Origin of the sequence: Chromobacterium haemolyticum, assembly GCF_002081825.1 — a bacterium.
GTDB lineage: Bacteria > Pseudomonadota > Gammaproteobacteria > Burkholderiales > Chromobacteriaceae > Chromobacterium > Chromobacterium fluminis.
Genome location: NZ_MUKU01000004.1, coordinates 62,761 through 80,488, shown reverse-complemented (window position 1 = coordinate 80,488; position 17,728 = coordinate 62,761). Strand labels below are relative to the sequence as shown.

The window sequence follows — 17,728 nt, the reverse complement described above, 5'->3', positions numbered from 1 at the left end:
CTTTCCGACAAAGCCATGATTTATCCGACAAACTTCGACGTGATAGTGGTGGGCGGCGGCCATGCCGGCACCGAGGCCGCTTTGGCGGCCGCGCGCATGGGCTGCAACACCCTTCTTTTGACGCACAACATCGAGACGCTGGGTCAGATGTCGTGCAATCCGTCGATCGGCGGCATCGGCAAGGGCCATCTGGTCAAGGAAGTGGATGCCCTGGGCGGCGCGATGGCGCTGGCCACCGATATCGGCGGCATCCAGTTCCGCACGCTGAACGCCTCCAAGGGCCCGGCGGTGCGCGCCACCCGCGCGCAGGCCGACCGCATCCTGTACAAGGCGGCGATCCGCGAGATGCTGGAGAACCAGCCCAATCTGACCTTGTTCCAGCAGCCGGTGGACGATCTGCTGATAGAGGGCGACCGCGTCGCCGGGGCCATCACCGCCATCGGCATCACCTTCCGCGCCAAAACCGTGGTGTTGACCGCCGGCACCTTCCTGTCCGGCAAGATCCATGTGGGCATGGAAAACTACACCGGCGGCCGCGCCGGCGATCAGGCAGCGTCCACGCTGGGCGCGCGCTTGCGCGAACTGGCCCTGCCGGTGGGACGGCTGAAAACCGGCACGCCGCCGCGCATCGACGGCCGCAGCGTCGACTTCTCCGTAATGGAAGAGCAGCCGGGCGACACGCCGGAGCCGGTGTTCTCCTACCGCGGCAGCCGCGCGCTGCACCCCAAGCAGCTGCCGTGCTGGATCACCCACACCAATGAACGCACCCACGAGATCATCCGCTCCGGTTTCGACCGCAGCCCGATGTTCACCGGGGTGATAGAAGGCGTGGGCCCGCGTTACTGCCCGTCTATTGAAGACAAGATCAACCGCTTCGCCGACAAGGACAGTCACCAGGTCTTCCTGGAGCCGGAAGGCCTGACCACGCACGAGTTCTACCCCAACGGGATTTCCACCAGCCTGCCCTTCGACATCCAGCTGGCGGCGGTGCGTTCGATCCGCGGCATGGAAAATGCCCACATCCTGCGGCCTGGCTATGCGATCGAATACGATTATTTCGATCCGCGTGGTCTGAAGGCTTCGCTGGAAACCAAGGCGATCCAGGGCCTGTTCTTCGCCGGTCAGATCAACGGCACCACCGGCTATGAAGAGGCTGCCGCTCAGGGCCTGCTGGCCGGCATGAACGCCGCCTTGTTCGCCCGGGACCAGGCTAGCTGGTGCCCGCGCCGCGACGAGGCCTATCTGGGCGTGCTGGTGGACGACCTGATCACCAAGGGCGTGGCCGAGCCCTACCGCATGTTCACCAGCCGCGCCGAATTCCGCCTGCAGTTGCGCGAAGACAACGCCGACCTGCGCCTGACCGAGATCGCTCGCCAACACGGCCTGATCGGCGACGCCCAATGGGACAGCTTCTGCCGCAAGCGCGACGCGGTGGAGGCGGAGAAGGCGCGGTTGAAAGCCACCTGGCTGCACCCGGCGAGGCTGAGCGACGCCGCCGCGCTGCAAGCGCTGCTGGGCAAGGCGATTGAGCGCGAGTACAGCCTGTACGATTTGCTGAAACGCCCCAACGTCGCCTATGCCGATTTGATGGCCTTGCCGGAGGCCGGCGGCGCGGTGGCTGACGAGGCGGTTGCCGAGCAGGTGGAAATTCAGGTCAAATACCAAGGCTATATCAACCGCCAGAACGAAGAACTGGCGCGCCGCGACAACCTTGAGGACGTGCGCCTGCCGGTCGATATCGACTATGGTCTGGTCAAGGGTCTGTCCAAGGAAGTGCAGCAGAAACTGAACCAGCAACGCCCGGAGACCTTGGGGCAGGCTTCGCGCATCCAGGGCATTACCCCGGCGGCGGTTGCTCTTTTGATGGTCCACTTGAAACGCGGCTTTGCCGACGCAACGAAAACCGCATGACACATACCACAGAACTACAACAAGGCCTGTCGCAGCTGAAACTGGAACTGAGCGACGCGCAAACCGATTTGCTGGACCGCTATCTGGCGCTGCTGGCCAAGTGGAACCAGACTTACAACCTGACCGCTGTGCGCGAGGAAAAGCGCATGGTCAGCTACCATCTGCTGGACAGCCTGAGCCTGGTACCGCATCTGGACGGCGGCAGCCGTCTACTGGATGTGGGCTCCGGCGGCGGCATGCCCGGCATTCCGGCGGCGATCGCCCGCCCGGACTTGCAGGTGGTGCTGTTGGATTCCAACCATAAGAAAACCACCTTTCTGCGTCAGGTGGTGGTGGAGCTGGGCTTGCCCAATGTGCAGGTGATGACCGAGCGAGTGGAGGCTTACCAGCCGGAGCAGAAGTTCGACCGCATCACCAGCCGGGCGTTTTCCGAGCTGGCCGAGTTCGTCAAGCTGACCCGCCATCTGCTGGCGGATCACGGTCAATATGTAGCAATGAAGGGTGTCTATCCTTACGAGGAAATCGCCTTGTTGCCGCAGGGTACGGTGGTTTCCGAAGTATTGCCGGTGACAGTGCCGGGCCTGGATGCCGAACGGCACCTGGTGAGAATGCGCCTGGAAGGGGTGGGTGCGCAATGAATTCAAGGGTGATCGCGGTCGCCAACCAGAAGGGCGGGGTCGGTAAGACCACGACTGTGGTGAATCTGGCGGCGGGCCTGGCCGACTTGGGCCGGCGCGTGCTGATTGTCGATCTCGACCCGCAGGGCAATGCCACCATGGGTAGCGGCATCGCCAAGCAATCCCTGAAACTGTCCGGCTACGACGTGCTGCTGGGCGAGGCCTCGGTTGAAGAGGCGCGCCAGCCGGCGAAGGAGGGCGGCTACGACGTGCTGCCCGCCAACCGCGATCTGGGCGGCGCGGAACTGGAATTGGTCAATGAACTGGCGCGCGAAGCGCGGCTGAAAAACGCGCTGCAGGCGGTGGAGGAGCCGTACGACTATGTGCTAATAGACTGCCCGCCCTCGCTGAACCTGCTGACATTGAACGGACTGGTGGCGGCGCACAGCGTGCTGATCCCGATGGTGTGCGAATACTATGCGCTGGAAGGTTTGTCCGATCTGGTGGCGACCTTGCGCAAGGTGAGGGTGGCGGTGAATCCCAAGATCGAGATCATGGGCCTGCTGCGAACCATGTTCGATGCGCGCAATAATTTGTCGCAGCAGGTGTCCGAGCAACTAGCCCGCCATTTCGGCGCCAAGGTGTTCGATACCGTGATTCCGCGCAATGTGCGGCTGGCGGAAGCGCCCAGCCACGGCCTGCCCGGCCTGGTCTACGATCGGGCCTCGCGCGGCGCTCAGGCTTATCTCGCGCTGGCGCAAGAGCTGGCGGACCGGCTCGAGCCCGCAACCACAACTCCCTCCGTCTAAGCAATATGGCCAAATTAAAAGGATTGGGGCGCGGCTTGGACGCGCTCTTGTCCACTGCCGAGACAGTGGACGACAGACTCACCTCCCTGCCCATAGACAGCATCCGTCCCGGCAAATACCAGCCGCGCAGCTTCATGGACGAAGCCGCACTGGACGAACTGGCCGCGTCGATTCGAGCCCAGGGCGTGATTCAGCCGCTGGTGGTGCGTGAAGTCGGCTTCGGCGATTACGAATTGATCGCCGGCGAACGGCGCTGGCGCGCTTCGCGCAAAGCCGGTTTGACCGAAGTGCCGGCGGTAATCAAGAGCGTGCCCGACGAAGCGGCGCTGGCGATGGCGCTGATCGAGAATATCCAGCGTCAGGAATTGGACCCGATAGAAGAGGCCCAGGGCATCAAGCGCCTGATCGACGAGTTCGGCCTGACCCACGAGGCCGCGGCCGACGCGGTGGGCCGATCGCGCAGCGCGGTCAGCAATCTATTGCGCCTGCTGGCCCTGCCGGAACCGGTGCAGACCCTGTTGCATCAGGGGCGGCTGGAGATGGGCCATGCTCGCGCTTTGCTGGGGTTGCCGGTGGTGGAGCAGCTGGGCCTGGCGCAAGAGGTGGGCGACAAAGGCCTGTCCGTGCGCGAGGTGGAGCGCAGGGTACAGCAGAAAGCTGTGGAAAAAACCACAGTCGCACCGCAGCAAAAACGTACAGACCCGGATGTGGACAGGCTGGCTGAACAGGTGTCGGAACGCATAGGCGCCCGGGTTAGCATTCGTCATGCAAACCGCGGCAATGGCAGGCTGGTTATAGAGTATGCGACGCTGGACGAGCTGGAAGGCTTGCTGGAAAAGCTGCAGAAAAGTTCAGGAAAATGAGTGTGTTGCACCGCAGCATCCCAATGACACGCAAGTTGACTCAAATCAAGCAGGAAGCCTATAATTCGGCGGTTTTTTTGCTGGGTCAACATGGTTAACCGGGAAGTTAAGCGTATACTGCGCCTGCAGTGCACTCTGGTGGGTGTCGCACTGTTGATTGGAGTGGTTACAGGGGGAGGAAACCTGGCCATTCCGGTTTCTGTCTTGCTTGGCGGATTGTCGGCCTTGGTGCCGGCCCTGGTGTACGCCAGGATCGCCTACGCCAAGCGCCATGTCGCCCCCGCGGAACTGATGAAAGCGCATTTCAGGGCCGAGGCGGTCAAATACGTCCTCACCATCCTGTTATTTGGCGCGACTTTGGTATTTTTCAAGGATTTATCGATAGTCGGTCTTTTTGGCGGGTTTTTTGCCGCCGTATCCGGCTACTGGTTCGGGCTTTTAATCAAAAATTGAGAAAATGAGCGATGGCAAGCAACGCAACTGACTACATCAAGCACCACCTCACCTTCTGGAATTCGGATCCTTCCGCCGGCTTCTGGAGCCTGCACCTTGATACCTTCTCCATTTCGCTGGTTCTCGCCTTCATCTTCGCCGGCGTGTTCGCCGTCGTGGCGCGCAAGGCCAAGCTGGAGAATCCGGGCCGGCTGCAGTTGTGCGTGGAAAGCATCGTCGAGATGGTGGACAAGCAGGTGCGCGACGTATTCCACGGCCAGAGCAAGGTGATCGCTCCGCTGGCGCTGACCATTTTCTGCTGGATCTTCCTGATGAACTTCATGGACCTGCTGCCGGTGGATCTGCTGCCGTCGCTGGCCCAGTGGGTGGGTTACACCTTCTTCGGCGCCGAGCCGCATCATGTTTACTTCCGCGTCGTGCCGTCCGCCGACGTGAACGCCACTTTTGCGATGTCCTTGTCCGTGATGTTCTGCATCATCGGCTTCTCCATCAGCGCCAAGGGCGTTGGCGGCTACACCAAGGAATTGTTCACCGCGCCCTTCCATGCGGAAGGCACCGTGGGCAAGATTCTGCTGGCTCCGGCCAACTTCCTGCTGCAGATGGTGGAACTCCTGGCCAAGCCGATTTCGCTGTCCCTGCGTTTGTTCGGCAATATGTACGCCGGCGAAATGATCTTCATCCTGATCGCGCTGCTGCCTTGGGGCCTGCAGTGGCTGTTGGGCGCGCCGTGGGCGATCTTCCACATCCTGATCATCACCCTGCAGGCCTTCGTGTTCATGATGCTGACCATCGTGTACCTGAGCCTGGCGGTGGAAGCGCACTAATACCGGTTTCTTTGTTTTACCTTTGTTTCTTTAGCTTTTTTACCAACCATCCTTGATTAAGTCTTAGGAGATACACAATGGAAGCACTCGTTTCTCAGATCCAGTCCATGACCGTACTGGCCGCTGCCCTGATCATTGGCCTGGGCGCCATCGGTACTGCTCTGGGTTTTGCCATCCTGGGTGGCAAATTCCTCGAGTCCTCCGCCCGTCAACCGGAAATGATTCCGGTTCTGCAAACCAAACTGTTCATTCTGGCCGGTCTGCTGGACGCCATCTCCATGATCGGTGTTGGTATCGCCATGCTGTACACCTTCAATAACCCGTTCCTGTCCGCCGCCCTGGCCGCTCTGAAAGCCGGCGCTTAATTTTTAAGCGGAATTGGTTGTTGCAGTAATACTACTGGAGGAAAACAAGCGTGGAATTTAACGTAACACTACTGGGTCAGGCGATCACGTTCGCCATCCTGGTATGGTTCACCATGAAGTTTGTTTGGCCTCCGCTTACCAACATGATGGATGAGCGCGCCAAGCGCATCGCAGACGGCCTGGCCGCCGGCGAGCGTGGCAAGCAAGATCTGGAAGCCGCTGAGAAGCGCGTTGCGGATGAACTCCGCAAGGCTAAACAGCAAGCGACCGAAATCGTGATGGCCGCTGAAAAGCGCGCCAGCCAGATCGTGGACGAGGCCAAGGATGTTGCTCGCGTTGAAGGCGCGCGCATTGTGGCCGACGCCAAGTCTGAGATCGATCAGGAAGTCCTGCGCGCCAAGGAAACCCTGCGCGCGCAAGTGGCCGACCTGGCGGTTGCGGGTGCAGAGAAGATCCTGCGCAAAGAGATCGACTCGGCCAAGCACGCTGATCTGCTTGCCTCCATCAAAGCGGAGTTTTAATTAACTCATGGCAGAACTCATTACCGTAGCTAGGCCCTATGCCGAAGCGGTATACAGCCTCGCCACCGAGCAGCAAGCCACCCAGCAATGGTCGGAATCGCTGTCGTGGCTGGCTGCCATGGTGAAGAACCCGGATCTGGAAGCCGTCATCACCAATCCGAAACATACCGCACAAGAGCTTGAGGCGCTGATGCTGGACGTTCTGGGCACGCGCGGCAACGAGGACGTCAAACGTCTTCTGGCCGTGCTGATCGAGAACAGCCGTCTGACGCTGCTGCCGCAAATCGCCGAGCAGTTTGAAGTGTTCAAGGCGCAAGCGGAAGGCGTAGTGGACGCCGTGGTGGAAACGGCGTTTGCAATGAACGATGCACAGCAAGCCGAACTGACCGACACGCTTTCCAAGAAGTACGGCAAATCCGTACGGATTGATGTGCGTGACAACCCTGACCTGATCGGCGGGGTTCGTGTGTTGGTGGGCGACGATGTCATCGACGCTTCCGTGCGCGGCAAACTGCAAGCCATGGCAGTAAGCCTCAAGAATTAGGAGAGATCATGCAGTTGAACCCCTCTGAAATCAGCGATCTGATCAAGGCGAAGATTCAGAACCTGGCCGAAGGCGCAGAAACCCGTACCAAAGGTACCGTGATTTCCGTGACCGACGGCATCGTTCGTATCCATGGCCTGGCAGACGTGATGCAGGGTGAAATGCTCGAATTCCCGGGCAACACCTTCGGCCTCGCGATGAACCTGGAGCGCGACTCTGTCGGCGCCGTGGTTCTGGGCGAGTACGAGCACATCTCGGAAGGCGACGAAGTCACTTGTACCGGTCGCATTCTGGAAGTTCCGGTGGGTCCGGAACTGATTGGCCGCGTGGTCAACGCCCTGGGTCAGCCTATCGACGGCAAGGGCCCGGTTAACGCCAAGCTGTCCAGCCCGATCGAAAAGATCGCGCCGGGCGTGATTGCGCGTCAATCGGTATCCCAGCCGATGCAAACCGGCCTGAAAGCCATCGACTCGATGGTTCCGGTTGGCCGTGGTCAGCGCGAGCTGATCATCGGCGACCGTCAGACCGGCAAGACCGCGGTGGCGCTGGATGCGATCATCAACCAAAAAGACACCGGCGTGGTGTGCATCTACGTGGCGATCGGCCAAAAGGCCTCCTCCATCGCCAACGTGGTGCGCAAGCTGGAAGAGCACGGCGCGCTGGGTCACACCATCGTGGTGGCCGCGACCGCTTCCGAAGCCGCCGCGCTGCAGTTCATCGCCCCGTACTCCGGTTGCGCGATGGGCGAATACTTCCGCGACATCGGCGAAGACGCGCTGATCGTATACGACGACCTGTCCAAACAGGCTGTCGCCTACCGTCAGATTTCGCTGCTGCTGCGCCGTCCGCCGGGCCGCGAAGCCTACCCCGGCGACGTGTTCTATCTGCACTCCCGTCTGCTGGAACGCGCTTCCCGCATCAATGAAGACGAAGTGGCCAAGCTGACCAATGGCGAAGTGAAAGGCAAGACCGGTTCCCTGACCGCGCTGCCCATCATCGAAACCCAGGCCGGCGACGTTTCCGCCTTCGTGCCGACCAACGTGATCTCGATCACCGACGGTCAGATCTTCCTGGAAACCGACCTCTTCAACGCAGGCATCCGCCCGGCCATCAACGCCGGTATTTCGGTATCCCGCGTTGGCGGCGCCGCGCAGACCAAGGTGATCAAGAAGCTGGGCGGCGGTATCCGTCTGGCCCTGGCCCAGTATCGTGAACTGGCTGCGTTCTCGCAGTTCGCTTCCGACCTGGACGAGGCTACCCGCAAGCAACTGCAACACGGCGAAGTGGTTACCGAGCTGATGAAGCAGAAGCAGTTCCTGCCGCTGGCCACCGCCGAAATGGCGTTGACCCTGTGGGCGGTGAACAAGGGCAGCTACGAAGACGTTCCGGTGAAGAAGGCCCTGGCTTTCGAAGCGGCGTTCCTCGCCTATGTGCGCGCGAACCATCACGATGTGTTGGCCGCGGTGAACGCTTCCGGCGACTTGTCCGGCGACAACGAGAAAATCCTGGCCAAGGCGATGGAATCGTTCAAGGCTGGCTTCAGCTACAACTGAGTCTTTTCGGTTAACGCAAACAGTTACTAGGAAAGGTTCAGGATATGGCAGTCGGCAAAGAGATTCTCACCAAGATCCGAAGCGTGCAAAACACGCAGAAGATCACTCGCGCAATGCAAATGGTGGCGACCTCCAAGATGCGCAAAACGCAAGAGCGTATGCGCGCTGCCCGTCCTTACGCCGAGAAGGTGCGCACAGTCATGGCGCACCTTGCTCAGGCGAACACGGATCTTGAGCACCCGCTGTTGCAAAGCCGCGACGTAGTCAAACGCGCCGGCATCATCCTGATGACCTCCGACAAGGGCCTGTGCGGCGGCTTGAACGTGAATACGCTCAAGCGCTTCTTCGCCCAAGTCAAGGGTCTGCAGGATCAGGGCATCGAAGTCGATGTCTGCTGCCTGGGCCAGAAAGGCCTGGCGGCATGCCAGCGCGCGCGCCTCAACGTCGTGGCCAGCGCAACCCAGCTCGGCGATGTGCCGAAGATGGAAAAACTGATTGGCCCGCTTACGGTGCTGTTCAAGCAGTACGCCGAAGGCGAACTGGACGCGCTCTACATCGTTTACTCCCGTTTCATCAATACGATGAAGCAGGAGCCGGCGACTGAACAGCTGCTGCCGCTGACTTCGGAACACATGGTGGTGGAGCACTCGCACTCGTGGGATTACCTGTACGAGCCGAATGCGCTTTCCGTGATGGAGTTCCTGGTCAAACGCTACATCGAGTCCGTGGTGTTCGAGGCGATGGCCGAGAACATGGCCTCCGAGCAAGCTGCCCGCATGGTGGCGATGAAATCCGCCACGGATAACGCCGGTAACACGATCAAGCAACTGCGCCTGGTGTACAACAAGGCTCGTCAGGCTGCGATCACTACCGAGTTGTCTGAAATCGTGGCAGGCGCCGCAGCGGTGTAAGCCGTCGCAGACTGAAAAAGTTTAATGTTTAGGAACCGATAATGAGCCAAGGTAAAATCGTACAAATCATTGGCGCGGTGATCGACGTGGAATTCCCGCGCGACGCCATGCCAAAGGTTTATGATGCCCTGAAGCTGGTTGATGCCGACCTGACGCTCGAAGTCCAGCAGCAGCTGGGCGACGGCGTGGCGCGCACCATCGCCATGGGTAGCTCTGACGGCCTGAAGCGTGGCATGAGCGTAGTCAACACCGGCGCACCGATTTCGGTGCCGGTGGGCAGCGCCACCCTGGGCCGCATCATGGATGTCTTGGGCAACCCGGTGGACGAAGCCGGCGCGGTAGCGACCGATGTTCGCCGCGCCATCCACCAGCCCGCTCCGAAGTTTGACGAACTGTCCCCCGCCACCGACCTGCTGGAAACCGGCATCAAGGTGATTGACCTGCTGTGCCCGTTCGCCAAGGGCGGCAAAGTGGGCCTGTTCGGCGGCGCCGGCGTGGGCAAGACCGTCAACATGATGGAACTGATCAACAACATCGCCAAGGCACACTCCGGTTTGTCCGTGTTTGCCGGCGTTGGTGAGCGCACTCGTGAAGGTAACGACTTCTATCACGAGATGAAGGACTCCAACGTACTGGACAAAGTGGCGATGGTGTACGGCCAGATGAACGAGCCGCCGGGCAACCGTCTGCGCGTGGCCCTGACCGGTCTGACCATGGCCGAGCACTTCCGCGACGAGAAGGACGAAAGCGGCAAAGGCCGCGACGTGCTGTTCTTCGTGGACAACATCTACCGCTACACCCTGGCCGGTACCGAAGTATCCGCGCTGCTGGGCCGTATGCCTTCCGCGGTGGGCTATCAGCCGACGCTGGCGGAAGAAATGGGCCGTCTGCAAGAGCGTATTACTTCTACCCGCGATGGCTCGATTACGTCCATCCAGGCCGTATACGTACCTGCGGATGACTTGACCGACCCGTCTCCGGCGACCACCTTCGCCCACTTGGACGCCACCGTGGTTCTGTCGCGCGACATCGCTTCGCTGGGTATCTACCCGGCGGTGGATCCGCTCGACTCCACTTCGCGCCAGCTGGATCCGCTGGTGGTGGGCGACGAGCACTACACGGTAGCCCGTGGCGTGCAGTCCACGCTGCAGCGTTACAAGGAACTGCGCGACATCATCGCGATTCTGGGTATGGACGAATTGTCCGAGGAAGACAAACTGGTCGTGGCTCGCGCCCGTAAGATCCAGCGCTTCCTGTCCCAGCCGTTCCACGTGGCTGAAGTATTTACCGGCTCGCCGGGCAAATACGTGCCGCTGCGCGAAACCATCAAGGGTTTCAAGGCCATTCTCGCTGGCGAGTACGACCATCTGCCGGAACAAGCGTTCTACATGGTTGGCTCCATTGAAGAAGCTGCCGAGAAAGCCAAGACCCTTAACTAAGGAGAGGGCTGATGTCCAAGATGCGTGTGGAAGTGGTCAGCACCGAGCAAATGATCTTCTCCGGCGAAGCTGAATTCGTGGTTGCGCCGGCTACCGAAGGCGAGATCGGTGTGTATCCCCAACACGTGCCGCTCCTGACCCGTATCAAGCCCGGCGTGCTGCGTCTGAAAGTGCCGGGCAGCAGCGAAGAAGTTCTGGTGGCAGTGTCTGGCGGCATGATGGAAGTGCAGCCCAGCCTGATCACCGTGCTGGCGGATACGGCGATTCGCGGCGAGGATCTCGACGAGGCCCGCGCCAATGAGGCAAAACGCGCTGCGGAGGATTCCCTCAAGCGCGCCACCGACGACCTCTCCACCGCGAAGGCGCACGCTGCTCTGGCAGTGGCCATCGCGGAGTTGAAGGCGCTGGATTTCCTCAAGAAGCGCGCCCACTGATAAGAGATGTAATCGTGTATAGTAGGCTGCCACGCAAGTGGCAGCCTTTTTCCGTTTTCGACTCGTGAAAAACCATGGATAGTCTCAGCATCGTCATTCTCGCTGCCGGCAAAGGCAAGCGCATGTACTCCTCCAAACCCAAGGTATTGCACCCGATAGGCGGTGAGCCGATGCTGGCGCGGGTGATCCGCACCGCGCGCGCGCTGAAGCCGGCGCGCCTGATCGTGGTGTACGGCCACGGCGGCGAACAGGTGCGGGCGGCGATACCGGACGCGGATCTGATCTGGGCGGAGCAGGCCGAGCAGCTGGGCACCGGCCACGCGCTGAAGATGGCTTTGCCGCACCTTCCGAAGGATGGCAAGACCATGGTGCTGTACGGCGATGTGCCGCTGACCAAGGCGGACACGCTGCGCCGTTTGTCCGATGCCGCCGGCGCGGGCATGGCGGTGCTGACCGATGTGCTGGACGACGCCAGCGGCTACGGCCGCATGGTGCGCGGTGCGGACGGCAAGCTCCAGGCCATCGTCGAGCACAAGGACTGTACGCCGGCGCAACTGGCGATCCGTGAAATCAACACCGGCATGATGGCCCTGCCCAATGCGCGGCTGGCCGGTTGGCTCGCCGCGCTCAACAACGGCAACGCACAGGGCGAATACTATCTGACCGACGTGCTGGCCCTGGCGGTGGCGGACGGCGTGAGCGTGGACAGCGCCAGCGTCGACGCCAGCTGGGAGGCCGCCGGCGTCAACAACAAGGTGCAGCTGGCCGAGCTGGAGCGCATCCTGCAGCGAAACCAGGCGCAGGCCTTGTTGGAAGCCGGCGTCACACTGGCGGACCCGGCGCGCATCGACATCCGCGGCGAACTCAGCCATGGCATGGACGTCAGCATAGACGTTGGCTGCGTGTTTGAGGGCAAGGTGGAACTGGGCGAGCAGGTGGAAATTGGCGCGCATTGCGTGTTGAAGAATGTCAAAGTGGCCGCCGGCACCAAGATCGCGCCGTTCTCGCATCTGGAAGACGCGGTGGTGGGCGAAGCGTGTCGGATCGGGCCTTACGCCCGTTTACGCCCCGGCGCGCAACTGGCCGGCCATGTGCACATCGGCAACTTCGTCGAAGTGAAGAAGAGCGTGATCGGCGAAGGCTCCAAGGTCAACCACCTGAGCTATGTCGGCGACGCCGAGATCGGCAGCAAGGTGAATGTGGGCGCCGGCTCGGTGACCTGCAATTACGATGGCGTCAACAAGTTCAAGACCGTGATCGGCGACAACGTCTTCGTCGGCTCCGGCACCCTGATGGTGGCGCCGGTGACGCTGGAATCCTACAGCACCATAGGCGCCGGCTCGGTGATCAGCCGAACCGCGCCGGCCGGCGAGCTGACAGTGGCGCGCGCGCGTCAGGTCACGGTGCCGGGCTGGAAGCGTCCGCAGAAAAAGAGCTGAGCCGCTCTTCAGGGCCGCCGGCGCGTCGCAACAGCGTGGCGGACGGCCTTTCTCCAAATAAGCGCTTGTAGTCGGTGGCGAACTGGCTCATATGCCAGAAACCCCAGGCTGCGGCGATGTCTTGCACGGTGTGGTGGCGGGAGTCCGGACTGAGCAGTTCGCGTTGCACCGCGTTCAGGCGCATGCTCTTGAGATAGGCCAGCGGACACAGCCCCAGCGTGTTCTGAAAGATGTTCTGCAAGGTGCGCCGGCTGAGGTTGAGGTGCCGGCACAGATCCGCCACCACCAGCGCCTCGTCCGGCTGACTCATCACGAAATCACGCGCCTTGCGCACCAAGCGCCAGTGGCTGCGCAGGCTGCGTTGCTGCGCGGGCACCGGCAAGGCGCTGGCCAGCAGCTCGGTCAGTCCGTCCAGCAATTCGTGGCGCATGAAGCGGTAGGCGGTGATGTCGGCCGGCCCCAGCCGGCTGCGCTCGGCTTCGATCAACAGCTGGCGCTGGCGCAGGATGAAGTCGCGCTTGCGCTCCGGGTCCAGCTGCAGCAGCGGCCGGTCTTTCAGCGACAAGGGCAATCCGCCGTCCAGGGTCAGCCTGGCGTGTTCGTCCAGTTCCTCTTGCGGCAACACCAGCCCCATGATGCGGAAATTGTCCGGCGTGGTCAGTTCAAAGTCCTCGCCGCCGGTGCTGATGGCGATGGCGCCATTGCCCATCTGGCCGCCGTCGCGAGCCGCGCCGGGCTGGTCGGGGCAGGGCAGGCCGAACCAGTAGGCGTCCGGCCAGACCACGCAGGACTGGCGCAGCGAACGGCTGGTGAACTCCTCGAAGCATTGCAGCTGATCCAGCCACAACTCCTTCACATGGCCGAAGAAAAGGCCTGGTAGCAACTGATCGTAAAGTTGCTGCCAGGCCGTGATCGCGCATGCCTGTTCAAAGCTGTTGCTGGTTTCGCGGTGCTTGACGCCGACCTCGGCGCCCAGCGGCGCCAGCGGCTCCCGAGGCGGAGGGCTGGCCGCGCGCAGTTGATGCAAGGGCCCTGATCCTGGACTGGGGTCTGACATGGTGTTTCCCTTTCGTATGCGGTGGCTGGTGGCGGTCTCTCCCGTGCCACCTACAGCAAGCTGGCCAATAGCGCGGGGGCGGGGCGGGGAATGACGGTCTGCTGCACCAGCAATCCTTTCTCGCCGGCGCTCTGCGCGGCGACGTCGATGGCGCTGCTCACCGCGGCCACATCGCCGCTGAGGACGAAATAGCATTTGCCGCCGATGCCGAAGGCCAGGTGGATGCGGATCAGCGTCACCTCCGCGGTTTTGGCGGCCAGATCCGCCGCCGCGATGCAGGCGGCGACGCTATAGCTTTCCACCACCCCAACCGCCGCCGCGTGTTCCAGCCGGGTCACGCCGCTGATGGCGGGCAGCACGTCCGGATGCAGCCTGGCGATGGAGAAATGATCGACCAGCAGATGGCCGGCGGCTTGCCGGCCCTGCGCCGCGGCCTGTTCGACCGAGGCGGCGTCGCCTCCCACCAGCACGATGAATTTGCCGGGGCAGATGGTCTTGGCCGCCAGCAGCTCCACATGGGCGGATTTGAGCATCGCGTCGGCAGCTTCAATGCCCCTGGCGATGCTGCTCAGTTCTATCAGGGCGATGGCATGGGGCATGTGGGCTCCGAGGTTTGGATGACGATGGTTTCCGCGTTCAGCGCGACGACGACGCCGTCCACGCTGGCATGCAAGGCCGCGCCCAGTGCGCCCTGGGGCATGGCGGCGATCAACTGGCCCTCGCGCACCCGCTCTCCCATCGCGACGCAGGGCTGCGCCGACGCGCCGATGTGCTGGCGCAGCGGTAGCACCACCTTCTCGGGACGGTACGCCAAGGCCTGGAATGGCGCCTTGTGGTTGAGCAAATCCAGGTCGAGACGGGTAATCAGGCGGGACACCGGCACCAGGCGATGGCGCGCCATCGGATCGGCCGGCCTCAGTTCGCCCTGGTAGCGCAATCCCTGGGCGCGCAACTCGGCCTTGAGCAGAAGGTTGACGCGCAGCGGCGAGATCTCCACCGGACAGGCGTAGGCCTCGCAGACGCCGCATTCCGAGCAGGTCAGCGCCGCCAGCACGGTGTCCGGGCGCGGGCCGGCGTGGCGGTAGTTGACCGCGCGCACGATCAGGTGCGGCGGCAGTTCGTGGCCGATCAGGTGGCGCGGACACAGCTCGGTGCACAGGCAGCACTGCTCGCACACCGTGCGCGCCATCGCCAGTTGCGCCGCGTCGCCGCGTTGACGGCGGCGGATCAGCAGGTGGTCGCGCGGCAAGGCCAGCAGGCCGCCGGTGGTCTTGGTCACCGGCAGGTCCAGCGAGGGCAGCAGCTTGCCCATCATCGGCCCGCCGTCGATGAAGGCGACATCGTCGCGGCTGGGGCCGCCGGCCAGCGCCAGCGCCTCGCGCAAGGGCGTGCCCAGCGGCAGGGTCAGCGTCAGCGGCCGCTTGACCAGGCCGTTGACGGTCAGGGTGCGGTGCGTGACCGGCCGTTCCTGGTCCACCGCCGCCGCCACATTGAGCAGGGTCTGCACATTGCTGACCACCACGCCCACGTCCAGCGGCAAGCCGGCCGGCGGCACGCGCCGCCCGGTGGCGAGCCAGATGGTGATCACTTCATCGCCGGCAGGATAGATGTCTTCCAGAATGTGCAGGCGCACGTCGGCGGGCAGCAGCGGCGTCAGCGCGGCGATGGCCTCGCGATATTTGGCCTTGAGCGCGATCACGCCCTGGGTCGCGCCGGTGGCGGTCATGCCGTGGCGCAGGCCGCGCAGCAGGGCCGCCGCCTCGCGCGCCGCCAGTTGCTGGTCCACCTTGAGCAGCGGTTCGCACTCGGCGCCGTTGACGAGATAGGTGTCGGCCCGCGCCGCCAGCTTGACCGCGGCGGGAAAGCCCGCGCCGCCGGCGCCGACGACGCCGGCGGCGGCCACCCGCTGACGGATCAGGTCGGCGGTCGTCATGGCTTGCCTCCGGCGCGGAAATAACGGCCGCGGCGGCGCAGCAGCGTGCCGGCGCGGCATTGCGCCTGCAGCCAGCCGCGATTCAGGCCGACAAAGGGGAAGACGGTTTGCAGGTCGACCAGGCTCATGCCGCCCGGCTCCGCGGCGATGCGGGCCAGCACCGCCGCCTCGTCCAGGCCGGCCGCCGGCGCGACCGCCGTCTCCGGCGGCCGCAGCATCGCGTCCACCAGCGTTTCGGTGTCCGGATCGGGGCGGCCGATCTCGCAGCGGCTGACCACTTCGCCCAGCCGCAGCGCCGCGGCGGCGCCGGCGTCCAGCGCCGCGCGGCAGGCGGCGAGGTCGCCCTCCACCACCAGCGAAATCATGCCCGGGTCGGTGCGCCATTGCCGCAACAGGCGCACGTTCGCGGACTTGAGCATGGCGTCCGCCGCCTCGATGGCGGTGGCCAGCCCTCTGACTTCCAGCAAGCCCAAGGCGTTGATCATCTGCGGCCTCCGCTCACATCAGGGTGACGGGCTGGCGGCCCACGTCCAGCACCGCCTGGGTGAAGGCCTGGCAGGCGGCGCTGCAGGCGGCCTGGCTGCCGGTGAGGAAGGCGCCGGAGTAGTTGGTTTCCGACGGCGGCGGCACATAGCTGGCCAGTTGCACGTCGGCGGCCTTGAGCGCGGCGTCGATGCCGAAGGTGGCTTCCAGCGGCGGCGCGATCAGATAAGCCAGCGGCTCGCCCAGCCGCACGCCGGTCTGCGCCGACAGATAGGAGCCGCTGCGCGAGACCACGTGGGCGAGAAAGGCGGTGTCCTCGGCGTCGTTGGCCCAGCGGAAGGCGGGGCCGTCCGCGATGGTGGCCATCATCGAGTCCAGTCCGGCGCGTACTTCGGCCGGCGAGCCGCCGCCGAGGATGATCAGCACTTCGCCGGCGGTGGGCGAGGAGCTGTGCGCCGCGCCGGCGTACAGCGAGCGGCCGAACACCACCTCCACCTGCGCCTGCTTGGTGGCCTCGTCGGCGGCGATGTAGGCGACGTCGTCGGAATCGGCGGTCAGCAGGCCCAGGCTGTTGATGTGGGCGGGCAGCTTGAGCGCGGCCTTGAAGTCGGATTGGGCCGAGGCGATCAGGCGCACGGCCTTGACGCTGGGTTTGATCAGATCCAGAACTGCCATGACGGTCTCCTTTAACGGTTCAGCGCCATGCCGGAAGCCTTCTTCTCCAGCATGCGTTTGGCGAGGTCCACGATGACGGCGGCGGCTTCCACCGGCGGCGTGCCGCCGCGGTGGATATTGGAGAGGCAGGTGCGGTCCGCCTCCACCGTGGCGGCGTTGGGCGCGTACACCATGTAGCAGGACAGGCTTTCCGACTGGCCGAGGCCAGGGCGTTCGCCCACCAGCAGGATCACCACCTGCGCGCCCAGCGTTTCGCCCACCTGGTCTTCCACCTTGACCCGGCCGTAGCGGACGAAGAAGGGCGTGCCGACGTCGAGGCCGGCGCTTTCCAGCCCCTTGAGCAGCGGCGGCAGGATTTCGTCGAAGTTGGCGGTGACGGCGTCGGTGGACAGGCCGTCGGAGACCACCACCTGCACTTGCGGCCGTTGCTTGCAGCGCGTTTTCAACAGCTGCAGCGAGGCCTCGTTCAGGCGGCGGCCCATGTCGGGGCGGGTCAGGTACTGGTCTTTGTTGTCGATCTCGCTTTGCAGCTCCAGCAGGCCTTTTTCCTCCACCCATGGCTGCGGCACCTCCTTAAGCACGGTGTCCTTGGAGCGCGAGTGGTCGGCCAGGAAGCGCAGCAGCGCGGTGGTGCGCGGGCGCGGGCCGGCGCGGCCGGTGCAGACGCGGGCGGCGGTGTTGGCGCGGAATTCGGCCAGCACTTCGGCGCGCTGGGGCGCCGCCACGCCCATCCACAGCCGGAAGGCTTCGCCGCCCAGGTCGGGCAGGGCTTCCTCGGCGCTGGCCGGGGCCGCTTTGGCGGCGTCGGGGACGGTGGCCGGCGCGGGCTGCGCCAGCTGGGTCATCACCGCGCGTACGATTTCGTCGATTTGCTGCTTGTCCATGATTGTGGGCTCC

General features: G+C 63.5%; 20 protein-coding genes. 14 read left to right on the top strand and 6 right to left on the bottom strand.

The genetic code is table 11. The features are described 5' to 3' along the window. Positions 1-15: 15 nt before the first annotated feature. From mnmG to glmU, 14 genes are all read left to right on the top strand, one after another. On the top strand, positions 16-1,911 hold the full coding sequence (mnmG, locus tag B0T39_RS03775; RefSeq protein ID WP_081544880.1) for a tRNA uridine-5-carboxymethylaminomethyl(34) synthesis enzyme MnmG: 1,896 nt from the start codon (positions 16-18) through the stop codon (positions 1,909-1,911). Further along, a complete protein-coding gene (gene rsmG / locus B0T39_RS03770) occupies positions 1,908-2,549 on the top strand; it encodes a 16S rRNA (guanine(527)-N(7))-methyltransferase RsmG (RefSeq protein ID WP_081544879.1) in 642 nt (213 codons plus the stop codon). The genes mnmG and rsmG overlap by 4 nt, the downstream gene beginning before the upstream one ends. Next, entirely contained in the window at positions 2,546-3,337 is a 792-nt protein-coding gene (locus tag B0T39_RS03765; protein ID WP_081544878.1) for a ParA family protein, read from the top strand. Before rsmG ends, B0T39_RS03765 begins: the two co-directional genes overlap by 4 nt. A gap of 5 nt (positions 3,338-3,342) precedes the next feature. After that, on the top strand, positions 3,343-4,200 hold the full coding sequence (locus B0T39_RS03760) for a ParB/RepB/Spo0J family partition protein (protein WP_081544877.1): 858 nt from the start codon (positions 3,343-3,345) through the stop codon (positions 4,198-4,200). A 90-nt stretch (positions 4,201-4,290) separates the two neighbouring features. Further along, on the top strand, positions 4,291-4,653 hold the full coding sequence (locus B0T39_RS03755) for an ATP synthase subunit I (protein WP_081544876.1): 363 nt from the start codon (positions 4,291-4,293) through the stop codon (positions 4,651-4,653). Between the two features lie 11 nt (positions 4,654-4,664). Continuing rightward, positions 4,665-5,477: a F0F1 ATP synthase subunit A gene (gene atpB, locus B0T39_RS03750; protein WP_081544875.1), complete on the top strand. Its 813-nt coding sequence runs from the start codon at positions 4,665-4,667 to the stop codon at positions 5,475-5,477. 77 nt (positions 5,478-5,554) lie between these two features. Then, positions 5,555-5,842, top strand: coding sequence for a F0F1 ATP synthase subunit C (atpE, locus tag B0T39_RS03745; RefSeq protein WP_019101091.1), 288 nt, complete (start codon positions 5,555-5,557; stop codon positions 5,840-5,842). A gap of 50 nt (positions 5,843-5,892) precedes the next feature. Further along, a complete protein-coding gene (locus B0T39_RS03740; protein WP_048413017.1) occupies positions 5,893-6,363 on the top strand; it encodes a F0F1 ATP synthase subunit B in 471 nt (156 codons plus the stop codon). A 7-nt stretch (positions 6,364-6,370) separates the two neighbouring features. Further along, positions 6,371-6,907 carry a F0F1 ATP synthase subunit delta gene (locus B0T39_RS03735; protein WP_081544874.1) on the top strand — a complete coding sequence of 179 codons (537 nt, stop codon included), beginning with the start codon at positions 6,371-6,373 and terminating at the stop codon, positions 6,905-6,907. An 8-nt stretch (positions 6,908-6,915) separates the two neighbouring features. Next, the gene (atpA, locus tag B0T39_RS03730) at positions 6,916-8,460 is read left to right on the top strand and encodes a F0F1 ATP synthase subunit alpha (RefSeq protein ID WP_081544873.1); all 1,545 of its coding nucleotides are present in this window, start codon (positions 6,916-6,918) and stop codon (positions 8,458-8,460) included. 44 nt (positions 8,461-8,504) lie between these two features. Beyond that, positions 8,505-9,371, top strand: a complete 867-nt coding sequence (atpG, locus tag B0T39_RS03725) for a F0F1 ATP synthase subunit gamma (RefSeq protein WP_081544872.1) — start codon at positions 8,505-8,507, stop codon at positions 9,369-9,371. Between the two features lie 41 nt (positions 9,372-9,412). Next, positions 9,413-10,810 carry a F0F1 ATP synthase subunit beta gene (gene atpD, locus B0T39_RS03720; protein ID WP_019103741.1) on the top strand — a complete coding sequence of 466 codons (1,398 nt, stop codon included), beginning with the start codon at positions 9,413-9,415 and terminating at the stop codon, positions 10,808-10,810. Positions 10,811-10,821: 11 nt separating this feature from the next. Further along, complete coding sequence (locus B0T39_RS03715; protein ID WP_019103740.1) at positions 10,822-11,244, top strand: F0F1 ATP synthase subunit epsilon; 423 nt, start codon at positions 10,822-10,824, stop codon at positions 11,242-11,244. A 74-nt stretch (positions 11,245-11,318) separates the two neighbouring features. Beyond that, positions 11,319-12,683, top strand: coding sequence for a bifunctional UDP-N-acetylglucosamine diphosphorylase/glucosamine-1-phosphate N-acetyltransferase GlmU (glmU, locus tag B0T39_RS03710; protein ID WP_081544871.1), 1,365 nt, complete (start codon positions 11,319-11,321; stop codon positions 12,681-12,683). Here the strand turns inward: glmU and B0T39_RS03705 are convergent. From B0T39_RS03705 to eutC, 6 genes are all read right to left on the bottom strand, one after another. Beyond that, the gene (locus tag B0T39_RS03705) at positions 12,643-13,710 is read right to left on the bottom strand and encodes a helix-turn-helix domain-containing protein (RefSeq protein ID WP_176218445.1); all 1,068 of its coding nucleotides are present in this window, start codon (positions 13,708-13,710) and stop codon (positions 12,643-12,645) included. The genes glmU and B0T39_RS03705 overlap by 41 nt on opposite strands. A gap of 80 nt (positions 13,711-13,790) precedes the next feature. After that, positions 13,791-14,339: a BMC domain-containing protein gene (locus tag B0T39_RS03700; protein ID WP_048413022.1), complete on the bottom strand. Its 549-nt coding sequence runs from the start codon at positions 14,337-14,339 to the stop codon at positions 13,791-13,793. Next, positions 14,318-15,673: a 4Fe-4S dicluster domain-containing protein gene (locus tag B0T39_RS03695; protein WP_141111071.1), complete on the bottom strand. Its 1,356-nt coding sequence runs from the start codon at positions 15,671-15,673 to the stop codon at positions 14,318-14,320. Before B0T39_RS03695 ends, B0T39_RS03700 begins: the two co-directional genes overlap by 22 nt. Beyond that, a complete protein-coding gene (locus tag B0T39_RS03690) occupies positions 15,670-16,158 on the bottom strand; it encodes a BMC domain-containing protein (RefSeq protein ID WP_081544868.1) in 489 nt (162 codons plus the stop codon). The genes B0T39_RS03695 and B0T39_RS03690 overlap by 4 nt, the downstream gene beginning before the upstream one ends. Positions 16,159-16,171: 13 nt before the next feature. Further along, complete coding sequence (eutL, locus tag B0T39_RS03685; protein WP_048413025.1) at positions 16,172-16,831, bottom strand: ethanolamine utilization microcompartment protein EutL; 660 nt, start codon at positions 16,829-16,831, stop codon at positions 16,172-16,174. An 11-nt stretch (positions 16,832-16,842) separates the two neighbouring features. Continuing rightward, the gene (eutC, locus tag B0T39_RS03680) at positions 16,843-17,715 is read right to left on the bottom strand and encodes an ethanolamine ammonia-lyase subunit EutC (RefSeq protein WP_081544867.1); all 873 of its coding nucleotides are present in this window, start codon (positions 17,713-17,715) and stop codon (positions 16,843-16,845) included. Positions 17,716-17,728 lie beyond the last annotated feature (13 nt).

Excerpts from the sequence above, each read along its gene's own strand:
- B0T39_RS03690 (WP_081544868.1), bottom strand. The coding sequence starts at position 16,158 with ATGATCAACGCCTTGGGCTTGCTGGAAGTCAGAGGGCTGGCCACCGCC.
- B0T39_RS03765 (WP_081544878.1), top strand. The coding sequence starts at position 2,546 with ATGAATTCAAGGGTGATCGCGGTCGCCAACCAGAAGGGCGGGGTCGGT.
- B0T39_RS03700 (WP_048413022.1), bottom strand. The coding sequence starts at position 14,339 with ATGCCCCATGCCATCGCCCTGATAGAACTGAGCAGCATCGCCAGGGGC.
- atpG (WP_081544872.1), top strand. The coding sequence starts at position 8,505 with ATGGCAGTCGGCAAAGAGATTCTCACCAAGATCCGAAGCGTGCAAAAC.
- B0T39_RS03755 (WP_081544876.1), top strand. The coding sequence starts at position 4,291 with ATGGTTAACCGGGAAGTTAAGCGTATACTGCGCCTGCAGTGCACTCTG.
- atpB (WP_081544875.1), top strand. The coding sequence starts at position 4,665 with ATGGCAAGCAACGCAACTGACTACATCAAGCACCACCTCACCTTCTGG.
- glmU (WP_081544871.1), top strand. The coding sequence starts at position 11,319 with ATGGATAGTCTCAGCATCGTCATTCTCGCTGCCGGCAAAGGCAAGCGC.
- B0T39_RS03695 (WP_141111071.1), bottom strand. The coding sequence starts at position 15,673 with ATGACGACCGCCGACCTGATCCGTCAGCGGGTGGCCGCCGCCGGCGTC.
- atpD (WP_019103741.1), top strand. The coding sequence starts at position 9,413 with ATGAGCCAAGGTAAAATCGTACAAATCATTGGCGCGGTGATCGACGTG.
- rsmG (WP_081544879.1), top strand. The coding sequence starts at position 1,908 with ATGACACATACCACAGAACTACAACAAGGCCTGTCGCAGCTGAAACTG.
- atpA (WP_081544873.1), top strand. The coding sequence starts at position 6,916 with ATGCAGTTGAACCCCTCTGAAATCAGCGATCTGATCAAGGCGAAGATT.
- atpE (WP_019101091.1), top strand. The coding sequence starts at position 5,555 with ATGGAAGCACTCGTTTCTCAGATCCAGTCCATGACCGTACTGGCCGCT.
- mnmG (WP_081544880.1), top strand. The coding sequence starts at position 16 with ATGATTTATCCGACAAACTTCGACGTGATAGTGGTGGGCGGCGGCCAT.
- eutL (WP_048413025.1), bottom strand. The coding sequence starts at position 16,831 with ATGGCAGTTCTGGATCTGATCAAACCCAGCGTCAAGGCCGTGCGCCTG.
- B0T39_RS03760 (WP_081544877.1), top strand. The coding sequence starts at position 3,343 with ATGGCCAAATTAAAAGGATTGGGGCGCGGCTTGGACGCGCTCTTGTCC.
- B0T39_RS03715 (WP_019103740.1), top strand. The coding sequence starts at position 10,822 with ATGTCCAAGATGCGTGTGGAAGTGGTCAGCACCGAGCAAATGATCTTC.
- eutC (WP_081544867.1), bottom strand. The coding sequence starts at position 17,715 with ATGGACAAGCAGCAAATCGACGAAATCGTACGCGCGGTGATGACCCAG.
- B0T39_RS03735 (WP_081544874.1), top strand. The coding sequence starts at position 6,371 with ATGGCAGAACTCATTACCGTAGCTAGGCCCTATGCCGAAGCGGTATAC.